Source organism: uncultured Campylobacter sp. (assembly GCF_937959485.1).
Lineage (GTDB): Bacteria > Campylobacterota > Campylobacteria > Campylobacterales > Campylobacteraceae > Campylobacter_B.
In genome coordinates this window covers 104,225-118,574 of record NZ_CALGPY010000004.1, presented here as the reverse complement: position 1 = coordinate 118,574, position 14,350 = coordinate 104,225, and the positions used below count along the sequence as shown (strand labels likewise).

14 protein-coding genes are annotated in these 14,350 nt (G+C 48.2%); 5 read left to right on the top strand and 9 right to left on the bottom strand.

The window, feature by feature from the left end:
• Nucleotides 1-692: 692 nt before the first annotated feature.
• The 3 genes from Q0380_RS01280 to Q0380_RS01270 form a co-directional block, all read right to left on the bottom strand.
• Entirely contained in the window at nucleotides 693-836 is a 144-nt protein-coding gene (locus Q0380_RS01280) for a hypothetical protein (protein ID WP_298959191.1), read from the bottom strand.
• Between the two features lie 179 nt (nucleotides 837-1,015).
• Nucleotides 1,016-1,981, bottom strand: a complete 966-nt coding sequence (locus tag Q0380_RS01275; protein WP_298959188.1) for an HlyD family efflux transporter periplasmic adaptor subunit — start codon at nucleotides 1,979-1,981, stop codon at nucleotides 1,016-1,018.
• 658 nt (nucleotides 1,982-2,639) lie between these two features.
• Nucleotides 2,640-3,122, bottom strand: a complete 483-nt coding sequence (locus Q0380_RS01270) for a flavodoxin domain-containing protein (protein WP_298959183.1) — start codon at nucleotides 3,120-3,122, stop codon at nucleotides 2,640-2,642.
• A gap of 211 nt (nucleotides 3,123-3,333) precedes the next feature.
• On the opposite strand from Q0380_RS01270, the gene Q0380_RS01265 reads away from it, so the two are divergent.
• The 3 genes from Q0380_RS01265 to Q0380_RS01255 all read left to right on the top strand — a co-directional run bounded on the left by Q0380_RS01265 (nucleotide 3,334) and on the right by Q0380_RS01255 (nucleotide 5,126).
• Entirely contained in the window at nucleotides 3,334-3,831 is a 498-nt protein-coding gene (locus tag Q0380_RS01265) for a hypothetical protein (protein WP_177388326.1), read from the top strand.
• Between the two features lie 228 nt (nucleotides 3,832-4,059).
• On the top strand, nucleotides 4,060-4,572 hold the full coding sequence (locus Q0380_RS01260) for a hypothetical protein (protein WP_298959181.1): 513 nt from the start codon (nucleotides 4,060-4,062) through the stop codon (nucleotides 4,570-4,572).
• Nucleotides 4,573-4,622: 50 nt separating this feature from the next.
• Nucleotides 4,623-5,126 carry a hypothetical protein gene (locus Q0380_RS01255; RefSeq protein ID WP_298959178.1) on the top strand — a complete coding sequence of 168 codons (504 nt, stop codon included), beginning with the start codon at nucleotides 4,623-4,625 and terminating at the stop codon, nucleotides 5,124-5,126.
• A gap of 115 nt (nucleotides 5,127-5,241) precedes the next feature.
• Here Q0380_RS01255 and Q0380_RS01250 read toward each other — a convergent pair whose 3' ends face one another.
• The 6 genes from Q0380_RS01250 to mltG form a co-directional block, all read right to left on the bottom strand.
• Nucleotides 5,242-5,796, bottom strand: a complete 555-nt coding sequence (locus tag Q0380_RS01250; protein WP_298959175.1) for a 2-oxoacid:acceptor oxidoreductase family protein — start codon at nucleotides 5,794-5,796, stop codon at nucleotides 5,242-5,244.
• Nucleotides 5,793-6,638, bottom strand: a complete 846-nt coding sequence (locus Q0380_RS01245) for a 2-oxoglutarate ferredoxin oxidoreductase subunit beta (protein WP_298959172.1) — start codon at nucleotides 6,636-6,638, stop codon at nucleotides 5,793-5,795. Before Q0380_RS01245 ends, Q0380_RS01250 begins: the two co-directional genes overlap by 4 nt.
• Nucleotides 6,639-7,760, bottom strand: a complete 1,122-nt coding sequence (locus tag Q0380_RS01240; RefSeq protein WP_298025446.1) for a 2-oxoglutarate synthase subunit alpha — start codon at nucleotides 7,758-7,760, stop codon at nucleotides 6,639-6,641. It lies immediately after the preceding gene.
• Nucleotides 7,760-8,071 (bottom strand): 4Fe-4S binding protein, encoded by a 312-nt coding sequence (locus tag Q0380_RS01235; RefSeq protein ID WP_177388316.1) that lies wholly within the window; start codon nucleotides 8,069-8,071, stop codon nucleotides 7,760-7,762. Before Q0380_RS01235 ends, Q0380_RS01240 begins: the two co-directional genes overlap by 1 nt.
• Before the next feature lie 393 nt (nucleotides 8,072-8,464).
• The gene (locus Q0380_RS01230) at nucleotides 8,465-9,346 is read right to left on the bottom strand and encodes a malate dehydrogenase (RefSeq protein ID WP_298959169.1); all 882 of its coding nucleotides are present in this window, start codon (nucleotides 9,344-9,346) and stop codon (nucleotides 8,465-8,467) included.
• Nucleotides 9,347-9,456: 110 nt separating this feature from the next.
• Nucleotides 9,457-10,407, bottom strand: a complete 951-nt coding sequence (gene mltG, locus Q0380_RS01225) for an endolytic transglycosylase MltG (RefSeq protein WP_298959166.1) — start codon at nucleotides 10,405-10,407, stop codon at nucleotides 9,457-9,459.
• A 130-nt stretch (nucleotides 10,408-10,537) separates the two neighbouring features.
• On the opposite strand from mltG, the gene Q0380_RS01220 reads away from it, so the two are divergent.
• Both Q0380_RS01220 and Q0380_RS01215 read left to right on the top strand, forming a co-directional pair.
• On the top strand, nucleotides 10,538-13,126 hold the full coding sequence (locus Q0380_RS01220) for an AsmA-like C-terminal domain-containing protein (protein ID WP_298959163.1): 2,589 nt from the start codon (nucleotides 10,538-10,540) through the stop codon (nucleotides 13,124-13,126).
• Nucleotides 13,123-14,184, top strand: coding sequence for a tyrosine-type recombinase/integrase (locus tag Q0380_RS01215; RefSeq protein ID WP_298959158.1), 1,062 nt, complete (start codon nucleotides 13,123-13,125; stop codon nucleotides 14,182-14,184). Before Q0380_RS01220 ends, Q0380_RS01215 begins: the two co-directional genes overlap by 4 nt.
• The last annotated feature ends 166 nt before the right edge of the window (nucleotides 14,185-14,350 follow it).

Below are 14,350 nucleotides of genomic sequence, written 5' to 3'. Positions count from 1 at the left end.
GCGCCGCTAACGATGCGCATGAGCGGGGCGGTCTCCAAAACGTGAAGCAGCCCGTGAGTATCCGCGATAAACTCGCTTCAAAACGCAAACGGGTTTTCAAACGCCTGGCGACCCGTGAGCGCCGAGCTCTATCTGCGCCGCGCCTCTTGCAGTGAAATTTTACCGCCGCCCGCCCTTTGAGGTGAAATTTACCGCCGCTATATCTTTTGGCGAAATTTTATACCTAGTTTCGGTTTTCTTTACATAGTACCGACTTTAGCTACCGCGCCTTTTGGGCAAAATTTTACGCCGTTTGCAATCGGCATTAATCGCGCCGCTTGTTTCGTAGCGAAATTTTACTGCCGTCCGCAGTCATTACTCAACCATCGCTCGTTTATCGCAAAACGGTCTGCTAGAAACAAAGCCCGCTCCCGCTCTACCGCCCGGCTTTTACCTATTCTCCGCCGAGATGCAAATTTTAAAATTTAACTCGCGCTGTTTTGCGCCAAATCTTTCGGCAAAATTTTACTCGCTACGCTGCAGAATTCCGATCTTTTACCCAAAGCGCCTGCTCGCGCAAAACCCGCGCGATAAATTCTACGCCGCCTTTCGCCTTTGTACAGTTTCGTTCTAAGCGCGCAGCATTTCTATAGTCGTCTGCGCCGAAACGATGTGTCAAAATTTTATCGCCCTGCTCTGCCGAACAGGCGCCGTTAAAATTCTACCTCGAAGCGCGCTTTTAAAATTTTATCAAACTCACGCCATATGCACGGCTTGCGCGGCGTTGCGTAAAATTTTACCGGGCAGCGAGCTTTGTTATCTAAATTTCGCCCGCAGGCGCTGACAAAATCGCTCATAAATTTCGCGTCGTTATGCCGCTAAAATTTTATCGCCGAGCAAGCCGTTTAAATTCCAACTCGCCGCGCCTGATAGCTTTGGGCGTTGTGCCGCGATAAAATTCCATCCGTAGTATTCCTGCTACCCGTACCGCGTTTTAAATTTCGCCCTTGCTAGCGATGCTTATGCGCTGCCCCCGTCAAAATTCCACGCTGATCGGCTGTCCCAGGCGAAAGCTGCCGTCCTCGTCGCTGAAATCTGCGCGTGCCTCCCATACGAGATCGGCGCGCAGCTCCTCGGTTTGCACTGTACGGGGCGTGTACATCGCGGTTTGGCTCACGTAGGCGATCTTTGCGCTCGCGCTAGAGCCGTCCGCAGCGATGATCCGCACGCTCTGCCCGGCACGCAGGAAGCGGAGCTGATTTTCGCTTAGATAAAATTTCGCGCGCTTATTTTTTACTTCGCTAAGCTCAAAAACGCCCACGCTTGGCATGCTGATATCGCCAAGCTCCTTAAGGCGCGCTCTGATCTGCCCGCTAAAGGGCGCTTTTAGCACGCTTTGCGTCTCGATTTGGTAATTCAGATATTTTAGATTTTCCTCGCAGCTTGCTAAATTTGCGCGGGCGGCGCCGACATCCTCGCCGCGGTAGCCGCTTTGAAGCTGGCGCAGATTGGCCTGTGCGCTTTGCAGCTGGGCTTGCGTGCGCTTCATCGAGTAAAACGCCTCGTCGATCTGCTGCTTGGACGCGGAGTTGCTTTTGCCTAGGCTCTTGAGGCGCTCGTTCGTCAAAGTAGCGAGCTGTAGGGCGTTTTGCAGCGCGCTTACGTTCGCCGCCGCCATCTCGATCTCCTCGCTACGAAAGCCGCTTTGCAGCTTTTGCAAGCTAAATTTAAGCCCGTCGCACCTCGCGATCTGAACCTGTCTTTGAAAACTCAGATCCGCCGTATCCAGAGCCGCCAAGACGTCGCCAGCCTGCACGAAATCGCCCTCGTCGCGATAAAGCGCGCTAATGCGGCCGCTGCGCTCGAAGCTAAGCGAGCTCTGCCTGATGTCGATGATGCCGTAGGCCTTGTGCGCGACCTCTTCGCGCCTATCGAGATTGAAGTAGATCGCCGCGGCGAGGGCGGCCAGCGCAAAAACGACGAAAAATAGAAGCCTTTTCATAGATCGCCTTAAATTTTGATATGCGGTTATTATAAAATAACTTTTCTAATGCGGCGCTGATATTTGAGGCTCGGGCGATGATTTTATAAACCCATCTCATTAAATTTGCCGTATTGAATTGACCGCCGCGCGAGCGAAATTGAAGCTTGGGCGGATAAAAATTTTAGCCTATCTGCGCGATTTTAAGCGGTACGGCTTGTAAAATATCGTGACTTTTTAAACTAAAAATTTTAAAATTTTAATGAGGAGGCTCCGCTTTCAAGCGGAGCGCGGAATTTTAACGTACGGGCACCGTACTAGCACTGCGGGCGGAATTTTGTCGCGAAAGCGAAATTTTATCGCACCAGCGGCATACAAGCATCGCAGGCGGAATTTATCGTTTATTACACGAATAGTGCGCAAGTTGCCGCGAACTAAATTTTATCGCGGCACCTATAGCTATCTGCGCGGAGAGTTGGAATTTACGGCTCCCGCTAGCGATAAAATTTACGTAGCATGAGCAGGCGGCGCTTGAATGCGGCGGAAATTCTAACGCTGTGGCGAGTAAAATTTAAGAGGGCTTCGCTTTCAAGCAGAGCGTAAAATTTAATGGGGAAATTTAACGAGCTTTAGGCTCGATGAGCCCAAATCTCGCTCGGTCGCGCAAAAGCTGAAATATTTAAAACTCGCCTTTAACCGCGGCGATCCATTTATCAGCCCTCGCCTGCCAGTGGTCATCGCCTTTAAAATCGATCGTAAGACCCACGAATTTGCCGTTTATGAAGGCGCGCGAATGTTTAAATTTATATCCCTCTGCGCCCCAAGCGCCGATGAGATCGGCCTTTTTAAGCACCGGCAAAAACGCACTCATACCGCTGCAAAAATCGTTGCCGTGGCGCTCGACGTTGCCAACGCCGACGAGCGCGACCTTCCTTCCGTCAAAATCAGTTTTATTCAAAAGCTCCAATTTGTCGTCAAATTTAGCCTGGATCTGTCCGTCGCCGTGCGTCGAAGCCGCAAAAATAAACGCGCCCGCTCCTGCCAAATCCTCCTCATTTAGCTCTTTGGCCTCCTTGATCTCAAAGCCGAGCTTTGAAGCGATGTATTCGCTCACGACCTTCGTATCGCCGCCTTTGGTGGCGTAAACTAATAGTTTTTTCATTTTCTCTCCTTAAAAATAAGAATGATTCTAACAAAATAAGATAAATTTTGAATGAAATAAAATTTTATAAGGCGCCTAGATACGGCACAATGCCTCGTATCCAGCTAATTTTAAGCGGCAGCGAGCCGGTAAATTTTAACGCCGCCGCTTAACCACTCGTATAAAAATCCATAGTATAATGCCGCCCGTAGCTCATTACAAAGGAGAAAACATGAAGAATTTTACATTATGTTTGATCGCCGCGATCGCGCTTTGCGGCTGCGCGACCCCGCAGGATCGATACGGTGGAGATGTTTATGACGCGAGCGAAACGAACCGCATGAGGCAAAGCGATCGGATCGAGATCGTCGATGTCCTACCCGCCAAAATCAATGTAGAGCGCTCCGAGGGCAATACGGGTAAAATTTTAGGTGGCGTCGCGGGCGGAACTACGGGTGCGGTCATCGGGCATAAGCTCGGCAAACATAGCAGCAGCAGGCGCTTAGCTGAGACGGTGGGGCTCGTGGGCGGCGCGGTAGTGGGCGCAGTCGCCGGAGATGCGATCCAAAACTCCCAAAAAACGGTGCAAGGCTCCAACATCATCTACAAGCTAAACGGCAAGGAGTACTCATCCGTGCAAGCTGATCCGCCGTGCAGATTTAGACGCGGCAAGGCTCTGCTGATCCACACGGGCAGCGAAACGCGGGTGCAGCCAAACTCGGGATGCTAACAGAACTCGGTATGTTAAATTTAAAGCCGCCTAAAGCTTGCGGTGAAATTTTAAAATTTCACCGCGATGTTTAAATTTAAGAACGATGTTTTAAATTTTAAAGCGGCGCGGCTTTTGAAAATGGTGCCGCTAAAATTTGCGAGCGATCGAAATTTTAACTCTGCAAAATTTTAAGAGCCCGCTAAAATATTTTAATATATAATCGCCGCTTAAAAACGGAGGGCGGCAATGAAAAAATTCTATCTTAAAATTTGGGCACTTGCGCTTATAGCGGCATTTGCAGCGATCCCCGCTACGGCAAAAGTAAGCGTAGATCATTTAGAAACACAAGAGGAAAAAGACTTAGCGATTGCTTGCAATAACGGCGAGGGAAAATACAGCGCATGCACGAGGCTAGTCGAAATTTTATCCAAAAAGTGCGACGGCGGAGATTATGAAAGCTGTGGATCGCTCGGCATAGCGCTTTTCGACTCCAATAGATATGAAGACTCCGCCTCCGCTTATAAAAAAGCTTGTGAGGCCGGCGTAGTAACCTACTGCTATATGCTAAGTGCGACCGAAATACACTATGGCGGAGATGTAAATTTGGTAATTAAATATCTTGGTAAGACATGTGAAGCAGCAAATAGCCTGTTTAAAAACGAAGCGTGCAAGATAAAAGAGGAATTGGAAAAGTGCCTAAATGACAGCGAGTGCAATCCTATAAAAAAAGCAAGAATTTTGTTAAAAAGCGTAAGATGATGTTGTTTAAAAAGCCGCTTTATATATCAAAATTTTAAATAGGAGAGAAAATGCAGAAAATTAAATTTATAATTCTAGCTTTAATATTTTCAATATGCTCTAGTATGGCAAGACCCATGGATTTGAGCTTTTTCAAAACTTGGGAGGAAAAAGAGCTAAATTTAGAGTGCGATAACGGCGATGAAAAATATAGCGCATGCACAAAGCTAGTCGAAATTTTATCCAAGAAGTGCGACGAAGGAGATTACGAAAGCTGCGGATCGCTCGGCGCGGTGCTTTTGGTTACAATGGGTAGATATAAAGATTCCGTTTCAGCATTAAAGAAAGCTTGTGAGGCAGACATGATGTATTATTGCTTTTTGCTAGCAGGGAATGAAATATTTTACGGCGGAAATATACATAGGGCTATCGGATACTTTGATAAGGTCTGTTATGGAAAAAACAGCGACAAGAAGGATTTTTCTTGCAAGATAAAGGAACAATTAGAAATTTGCTTAAATGACAGCGAGTGTAATCCTATAAGAAAAGCGATAAGTATACTTGTACCAAAATAAAAATTTTAACAACGCGATAAAATTTCATCCTATGGCTGGTGCACTTCGCAAAAAAGCAAGAATAAAGCCGCTAAGAATGTACCGCCCACTTCTATCGTTTCGCCACCATAAAATTTTACTCCGTCTCAAAAACCTCTCTCGCGTATTTCATCCCCAGATCATATGCCTTTTCATTTAGCGCACGGGTTTTTTCGGGCACAGAGCGAAGCATTTGCTCTTTTACGAGCCCTGCGTCCATGCAGCGGCTAAGCTCTACTGCGATCGCTAGAGCCACGACACTTTGAGTGATGACATTTCCAACTTCGTATTTTGCGATGGTGATGATTGGAATTTCATAAATTTTAAAGCTTGCCCTATCCTCATCGCTCGGCGCTACTAAATTCGGCTCGATTACGATCACGCCGCCTTTTTTTACGCCGTTTTTGAAAGCATCGTAGCTGCTCTGCGCCGTTGCGAGCATGAAATCGATCTCGCCCTCGCTCGCGTAAGGATATAGAGTTTCTTCATCGCTTAAGATAATATCCACTTTCGTAGGTCCGCCACGTACCTGAGAGGTATACGTAGATGCCTTGATTCCATAGCCGCCGTGCGCGATCTTTGCCGCAGCTAGAATCTCACCTGCTAAGATTACACCTTGACCGCCCACTCCCACAAATCTTAATTGATTCATCTTAGTCCTTCAAAATTTATCGCTTCGCCGCTTTGTGCCGCGTCTATCACCTTTTGATACGCCTTTGTGTATTCGGTGTGCTCATTATCTTCGTGTAAAACCCCAAGCGGAAATAGCCCCGCTCGCTCATCCTTGCTAAGAGCGTCAAATTTAGCCTTGGAAATCGTGCGCGAATCAAGCCACTTTAACATTTGCACCGCCTCGCTCATTTTATTTTTACGACCCAAATTTACGTGGCAGTTGCTAAAAATATCAAAAAAACTATAACCATCGTGCTCAAAGCCCTTAGCCAAAAGTCGCTCGATTTTTTCAGGATTTGTCACGCTTTCGCGTCCGACAAAAGTTGCTCCGGCAGCAATCGCAAGTTTTGCCGCATCAAAGCTGGGATCGACATTGCCGTATTGCGCCGTAACCGTCCAAAACCCGCGCGGCGTCGTAGGACTCGTCTGCGAGTTTGTAAGCCCGTAAATGAAATTATTTACTAAGATATGATTTAGATCGATATTGCGGCGGCATCCATGGATCGTGTGATTGCCCCCTATCGCAAGCCCATCGCCATCGCCAGTAACTACGATTACGTGTTTGCCTGGATTTGTGAGCTTGATACCCGTAGCATAAGCTATCGCACGCCCGTGCGTCGTATGGACGGTATTGCAGTCTATGTAACTCGACATCCTACCGCTACAGCCGATACCGCTTACCACGCATACATCGTCCATGCTCCAGCCTATGCGGTCAATCGCGCGGATGATCGCTTTTAAGATCACTCCGTCGCCGCAGCCCCAGCACCAAAGTGTAGGCATCTTGTCCGTTCTTAGATATTTATCGTAATCAAACGCCATTTAAAGCTCCTTTACTTTCTCGATAATCTCGCTAGGGCTGATCGGTCTGCCGTTTGCCTTAAGAAGCGTCTTAAAATCATCCCTCAAGCAAGCGCGCTGCACCTCTAGCAGATACTGCCCTAAATTTAGCTCGGCGATCAAAATTTTATTAAATCTCTCCCCTAGCTCCCTTAGTTTGCGCGCAGGGCTTGGCCACAGCGTGATCGGGCGAAAAAGTCCCACACGCACGCCTTGCCCTCGTAGCTTTAAAATCGCGTCTTTTGCTGCCAGGCTAACGCTGCCGTAGGCGATGATGCAAGCATCAGCGTCATCCAGCATAAATTCCTCGTATTGCACGATCTCATCTTCATGCGCCGAAATTTTATTAAAAAGCCTTTTTATAGAGCGATCTACGATCTGCTCATTTTCGGTTGGAAAGCCCTTAGCGCCGTGATGCAGCCCCGTTATGTGATAGTGGTATCCCCTAAAAAAGGGATTTAGCACCGCAGGCTTATCGGGCGCGGCATCGTAGGGCTCATAATCTTTCGGACTACCTTTAAATTCCGCCCTGCGCTCGATTTTTAGATCCGAAATTTCAGGTAGCACCGCCTTAGCCTGCATATGCCCAAGCGTCTCATCAAGCAGCAAAAATACCGGCGTCATGAACCGCTCGGCCAGATTGAAGGCGCGCACAGTCTGCGTGTAAGCCTCCTTTAGCGAGCCCGGACACAGTGCGATGCTTTGAAAATCGCCGTGAGTGGGGTTGCGAGCTTGCAAAATATCGCCCTGTGCTACTCGCGTAGGAAGTCCGGTGCTAGGACCTCCGCGCATAACATTTACGATTAAAAGCGGAATTTCAGCGATGAAGCCAAGTCCAATCTGCTCTGATTTTAGCGAAATTCCAGGACCAGAGCTTGCCGTCATCGCCTTTGCACCGCTCATCGACGCGCCCAAAGCTACCGAAATGCCCGAAATTTCATCCTCCATCTGGATAAATTTGCCTCCGACCTTAGGTAGCAAGCGACTCATCTCGTGCGCGATCTCGCTGCTCGGCGTGATCGGATAGCCGCCGAAAAAATTACAGCCACAATCAATCGCCGCACGCGCAATTAAGGCGTTGCCTGTGGAAATTACCTCTCTCATTATGCGTCCTTGGGTTTCATAAAATTATTGTTTTTGATTTTTTCAGCCATCTCTCTAGCCTGCGAGCTTAGACGAGCGAATTTAAAGCCCTTGGGCGCGACGAAAATCGCAAAATCAGGGCAGTGCAACTCGCACTCCCTACAGCCGATACAGGCGCCCTCATCCACCACGTCGATCATCATGCCCTGCACGGCGCCCTCGTCCTGTCTCATCGCGATCGCGCCGCTAGGACAGACGCTTACGCAGATATTGCACGCCTTACAGCGGCTCTCATCCGTCCAAACGGCGCGCTGGCTCTCATTTTCGCTCATATTTTCTCCTTAATTTATCAAAATCCGCACTAAATCCCGCCTCGCGATTTAAAATTTGAAATTTTGCGGCGCAAGCCTGCTTTGATCGCATTAAAGTCCTTTCGTTTTTAAATTTTGCAGAGTTTAAATTTTAAAATTTTGTGGCGTTTAAAAATTTTACGTCACGCAAAATTCTGCGCCAAAGTAAAATTTTAATCTATGAAATTTCACAGCGGGCAAAATTGCGCAAATTTTAAAATTCCGCAGCGAATGAAATTTTACGCTACAAAATTCCGCGAGCTTAAATTTCTTGCCAAAGTGAAATTTGATGCTGCAAAATCCTATCGCAAGAATCCTGTGCTTTAAAATTTTCGCTTTGTAAATTCCGCATCGCGCTGAATTCATCCATACCCGCTAAAACTTCAACCCCGCTACGCTTGCTCGCATCCGTTCAAGCTGCGCGTAAAACTCGCCCGAGTAGGCGAAATTTCTCTCTATCGCGCCCATTTTGCCGACGCTTACGAAGCGCCCCAAAGGCACTCCCGATCTATCCGCGACGCAGCAGGCGAGCGTGCCGCAGGTATCAAAAAGGATGTATTTTATGATCTTTACGATCCCCGCAGCGGGCGCCAAATACGCCGACGTGCCCAGTAGCTCGCCGATCTGCGCGCCGGCGCGTTTGGTATTTTGCACCGCACGCTCGAAAATTTCATCCGAAATTTCAAATCCCAGCTCGTTTTTAAGCGCGATCATCTCTTCGCTATGCGGGCCCACGATCGCACTTCTCATCGATGAAATTTCGTTGCCGCTCGCTCGCGCGAGTTCAAATTTAAGCCGCGCGCCGTCTAGCTCGCCCGCCATGCCGATGACGCGCTCTTTTGCAAACCCGCTAGCCTGCAGCGCCGCATAGACCATCATATCAAGCGGATTAGTAACGACGATGATGATGGAGCTAGGCGCGTATTTTGCGGCATCTCGCGCGCATTGCGCGATGATGGCGGCGTTGCTGTCAAACAGCTCCTCCCTGCTCTGCCCCGCCTTTCTTGCGCGCCCCGCCGTGATCACGACGATGCCTGCGTCCGCTATGTCGCCGGGCTCCGTGCTGCCGCTTATGCGCAGGTCGCGCTCGTAAACCGCCGCCGTATGGGCAAGATCGAGTGCTTTGCCGCTCGCGATCCGCTCTACCGCATCCACAAGCGCGATGCTATCTATCTTTTGGCTCAAAGAATCGCTTACGATAAGATCATTAGCTACCGCTGCGCCGATGTTTCCGGCGCCAAATATCGCTATTTTCATTGTTATCTCCCAAATATCGGCCCGCATTTTTATAACTGCGGGGGGTTAAATTTTAAAATTTAAAGACGAAATCTCGTTTTTTAAATTTAATGCCAAAACGACCTTAAATTTTACCTCTGCGCCTTTACGTTGCGCTCGTGCTCGGCTTGCGTGCGCGCAAAATCGTGAAGCCCGGTTTTTTTGTTTCGCATAAAATACAGATACTCGCTCTTTGCGGGCACGAAAACGGCGCGTATCGCATCGCGAGAGACCACGCACACGGGCTCTTTAGGAAGTCCGTCGTTGAGATAGGTGTTGTAGTGGCTGGTGTCGGTGCGGATGCGCTGCGGAGTGATCTTCACGTGCGAAAACTCGCCGTAATTCAGCGTGCCGTCCATCTGAAGGCGCATATTTTTGGCTAAGCGATTGTCGATGACGGAGGCTACGAGCGGCATTTCATCTGCGTTTGCGGCCTCTTTTTGAATGACCGAGGCCTTGATCAGCACCTGCTTCCACGCCGTGGCGTTATAGTCGCCGCTAAGCTCGCGCGACAATCCTTCGTGGAATTTTTGCGCAGTTGAGACGAGGTGGTCGATGATATTTTTTTCGCTTTCGTTTTTGCTAATTTTGTAGGTTTCAGGCACCAAAAAGCCCTCGTAAAACGGCGCCGTGGCGTTGTATTCGCGCTCAAGCTCGCTAAAGCTTAGCCCGCGATCTTTCGCAAGCTGTTTTAAAAACACGATCGTAGTCTCGCCCGGGATCAGCTTAATTTCGTTCATCACGGGCTTTGCGACGCTTAGCTCATATAAAAACTGATATTTGGGCAAATTTTCGCCGCTAAGCTCCAGCTCGCCGGTTTTTGCGCCGCCGTAAAAAGAAAGCAGCCTCGCGTCGAATTTGCTAAATTTTGGATAGCTCTTTGAGAGTTGCGATAAAATTTTCGTTGAGCTGCCCTGACCTATCTGCACGGTTGCCGCGTTGCCAACGCGCTCGTGTAGATCAAAGCCCACGGCCAAAAGGACGATAGCCGCAAGCTCGATACAAATGCACGCCGCTTTGATGAGCTTTATAAAGAATTTCATGCGTTCCTTTCAAAATTTAGCTGAAATTATAGGCAAATAAGCCAAAATTTTGAATAAATTTCATATTATAAGCGCAGTTTTTCGGCACGCCCGATTTGGTTTTGGGGCGGAGTTTTTTAATGAGGCGATGATGTTTAGAACTTTGGCTAGATTTTTTTTGTGCATAACCATACTTTTTATAATCTGCGCGGTAGGCCTAAAGCACGGTATTGCGATTTCACAGCTGGACGTGGGCTTTGCAAAGCTCGAGGGGTTTTATCTCAAGCTAAATAAAGGTCTCGTGCTGCGTATCAAAAATCTTGAAATTACGCAAAATAATCCACAAAATTTAGAGCAAAATTCCACCGATCTGCGCACGCAAAGCGAGAAAATTTTAGAATTTAGCAAAAAAATCTCGCTCATCAACTCCTTTTTTGAAGAGATCGACGTAGACAATATGAAAATAAAAGGTGAAAGCCTGAAACTAAAATACAAAAGCGACGTTTTTTACGCAGATACGCGGTTTTTTAGGCTAAGCTCAAAGATCACGCCTGGCGCAAACGGACTTAGCTTTGATCCGATCGAGCTTGAGCTAAATGATTTTAATCTCACTCTGCACGGCACGGCACGAGCAAATTTCAGAGCCGATACGTATGATTTTAACGGCACCTTCGCTTCGCACGAGATCGCGGGCGAGCTTGACGTACACAATATCGGCTCGGAGCTAAATATCGAGATAAACCGCGCCTCGGCCTTGAGCCTGAAAAATTTTATGAATGAGCTGGGCGCACTTACGGGGCTAAATCCTCTTGCGAACGAGTGGATCTACGGCAAGGCGGTCGCGCAGAACTACTACATCGAAAATCTGCACGCCAAAGTCGATCTAAAAGATCCGCGCCCGATCGCCGAAAACGTTAGCGCTACAGCCTACGCGCAGGATCTTACGATAAAATTTCAGCCGCAAATCGAAGCCGTAACGGTAAAAGACGCCAACATCACGCTCAAAAACGATTATCTAAATTTTGCGCTGAACGAGCCTAAATTTAAAGGCAAAAGCCTGGAAGGAAGCGGCGTGCGTATCGGCGGGCTCTTTGAAGAGAAGCCGATCGTATATCTGGATCTGCGGACTAAAGAGAGTTTGGGCAAGGACCTTATAGCGATCCTGCAAAGCTACGGCATAGACGAGCCCGTATATCCGCTTGGCGGCGGGATCGATGCGCGCGTGCTGATAGACGTAGACGTCGAAAAGGAAAGCGCCAAGGTGGATGCGAACGTGACGCTAAAAGACGCCGATCTGATGATTTCTAAAGCGAAATTTCACTCCAAAGCCGCGCGGGTGCACATCACCGAGAAAAAAATAGATATCAAAGACGCAAATCTGCAAAATGAAATTTTTAACGCCACTGCAAGCGGCAGTATCGATATCGCCACGCGCAAGGCTAAATTTAATGGCACAATCCATAGCTTTAATCTCTCCCCGAACGGCAAAGAAATTTTAAAATTTGGTGACGCGCGAGATAATATAAGCCTTGATTTTAGCGGCAAAGCGCCGGTGCTGAGCTCGCAATTTTTAGGCGCGAAGATGAGCTTCGGCGAGCGGATCGAGATTAGCTCGCCCGATATTAGCGGAATTTTGCCCTTTTCCAAGACGCTTAAAAACGCTGGCATTAGCGGCGGAGACCTTAAAATTTTAACCAGCGATTTTACAAACTTAGATATCAGCAGCAACAATCTCATCTTTGATTTCGGTCTGCTGAACAAGGACGGAAGCCATTATAAAAACGACTCTTTCGCGCTTCGGGTGCGCGGGGGCGATCTGGACGGCTCTAGCGGAAGCGGTAAAATTTCTCTTAAAATCAACAAAGGCGGCAACTTCGTCTCTTTAAAAGACGTGGACGTCGCGATCAATACGAGCGTGCAAACCAGCGAGTTTAATAGCGGCACAAAGGAGCGCTCGCCGATAAATTTCAGCGGGCAAAACTCTTCCATCGTGCTATCCGATCTAAATAAAACGCTTAAATTTACGCACTTTAACGGCGTGCTGGACGGCAAAAATATGAATTTAAACGCAAGCTTTAAACGCGGCGACGTGAAGTTGATCTTTAAAAAGAGTTTGCTTCAAATTTTTGCGCAAAACATCAGCGGCGAGGCGCTTAATCAATTTCTGGGCTCGCAGAGCTTCGACGGAGGGGTATTTACGCTGAAAGCAAGCGGCATCGATCCGCGCAACTATCGCGGCGAGATCAACGTGCAAAACACCTATCTTAAGGACTACATCATCTATCAAAGGCTGCTTAGCTTTATAAACTCCGTGCCGTCGCTGCTTACGTTTAAGACGCCGGATTTCAACGATCGCGGCTTTAGCGTGCAGAAGGGCAAAATTTACTTCCGCCGTAGCGGCGATAAAATTTACATAAACGCAATGAACTTTACCGGCAGTAGCGCCGACATCGCGGGCAACGGCGAAGTGGATATGAAAAGCGGCGCGCTGAATATCGATCTGGAGCTTAAATACCTTAAAGACGCAAGCTCGATAATCTCAAAAATCCCGCTGCTAAATCATATCATCTTGGGCGAAAACAATACGATCTCCACGATCATCGAGATTCGCGGCACAATGAAAAAGCCTACCTACTCGACCGGCGTTGCGACCGACGTGCTAAAAACGCCGTATAATCTCATCAAAAATACGCTGATGCTGCCCTTTGTGATCTTCGGCGACAGCGAGGAGATTAAATGAAATTCCCGCTTGATTACAAGGATAGCTTTGAAAAATCGCTGCTGTTTTGGCTCGTAAAATTCGTGCGCTACAAGCTAAGCGCGCTATCGAATAAGGAGCTGAAAAACGACGCGCTGTTTCGCCGCGCAAGCCTGGCGCTAAATCACGAGGTCACGAATATAAATGAACTCGAGCGGCTCGCGAAAGACGCACGAAACGCGGGTCTTACGGGCATCAACACCTATTTTAATCCGCTTAAAAAATTTTACGAAGCGATCATGCAGTACGGTCTTGAGAGCATGAAAAATATTGACGAGGAACTTTTGAGCGAAATTTTAGCCTCGATTACGGGCGGGCTGAGCGATGCGAGCAAAAAAAACTACCGAATCGCGCTGATAAATTTTTTCGGCTTCATCGACCGCCAAAACGAGCAGGACGGCACCTCGCACAACTTCGGCATTGAGCTTAAGCACTGGGGCGGCATTAGCGGCAGCCGCGGCACGAAGCTTCCGGAGTTTATGAGCGAGGAGGAGTTGAAGCGGTTTTTGGACGCGATAAATCTAAGCGAGTTTCGCTCCTTTGCGCATCGCAACCGCCTGATCGTAAAAATCATCGTCTATACCGGCATCCGCGTGGGCGAGGCGATAAATCTCAAGCGCAAAGATATCGCGCCAGAGGGCGATCTTTTCATCATCCGAATCCGCGGCAAGGGCAATAAATACCGCATCGTGATGATTAAACGCCACCTGATCGAGGAGCATCTAAACGCGCTGGAGACGAACTTTGCAAACAAAGAGGGCTATCTTTTCGTCACCAAAAACGGCGCGCCGCTTACCCAGGCCTACGTCAGCGGCATCGTGGAGAAAATTTTAATGAGCGCGGGCATCCGCAAGGAAAAAAACGGCGCTCACATGCTGCGCCACACCTTCGCGACGATGCTTTACAAAAAGCAAAAGGACCTCGTGCTCGTCCAAGAAGCTCTCGGCCACGCGAGCCTAAATACTTCGCGCATCTACACCCACTTCGACAGCGACAAACTGCGCCTTGCGGCGAAGGTCGCGGAGGAATTCGAGGAGTGAAATTTTAAAATTTGAGATGGCGCGAGGCTTGCTTGAGCGAGATTTTTTAAATCTCGTTTTGATGCGACTTTGAAATCGTTTTTTATGGAATTTATTTTCTAAAAAATTTGGAATTTTATTTTGAAAAATTTTAAAATTTGTTTTTCATATTCGAATAACAAGACCA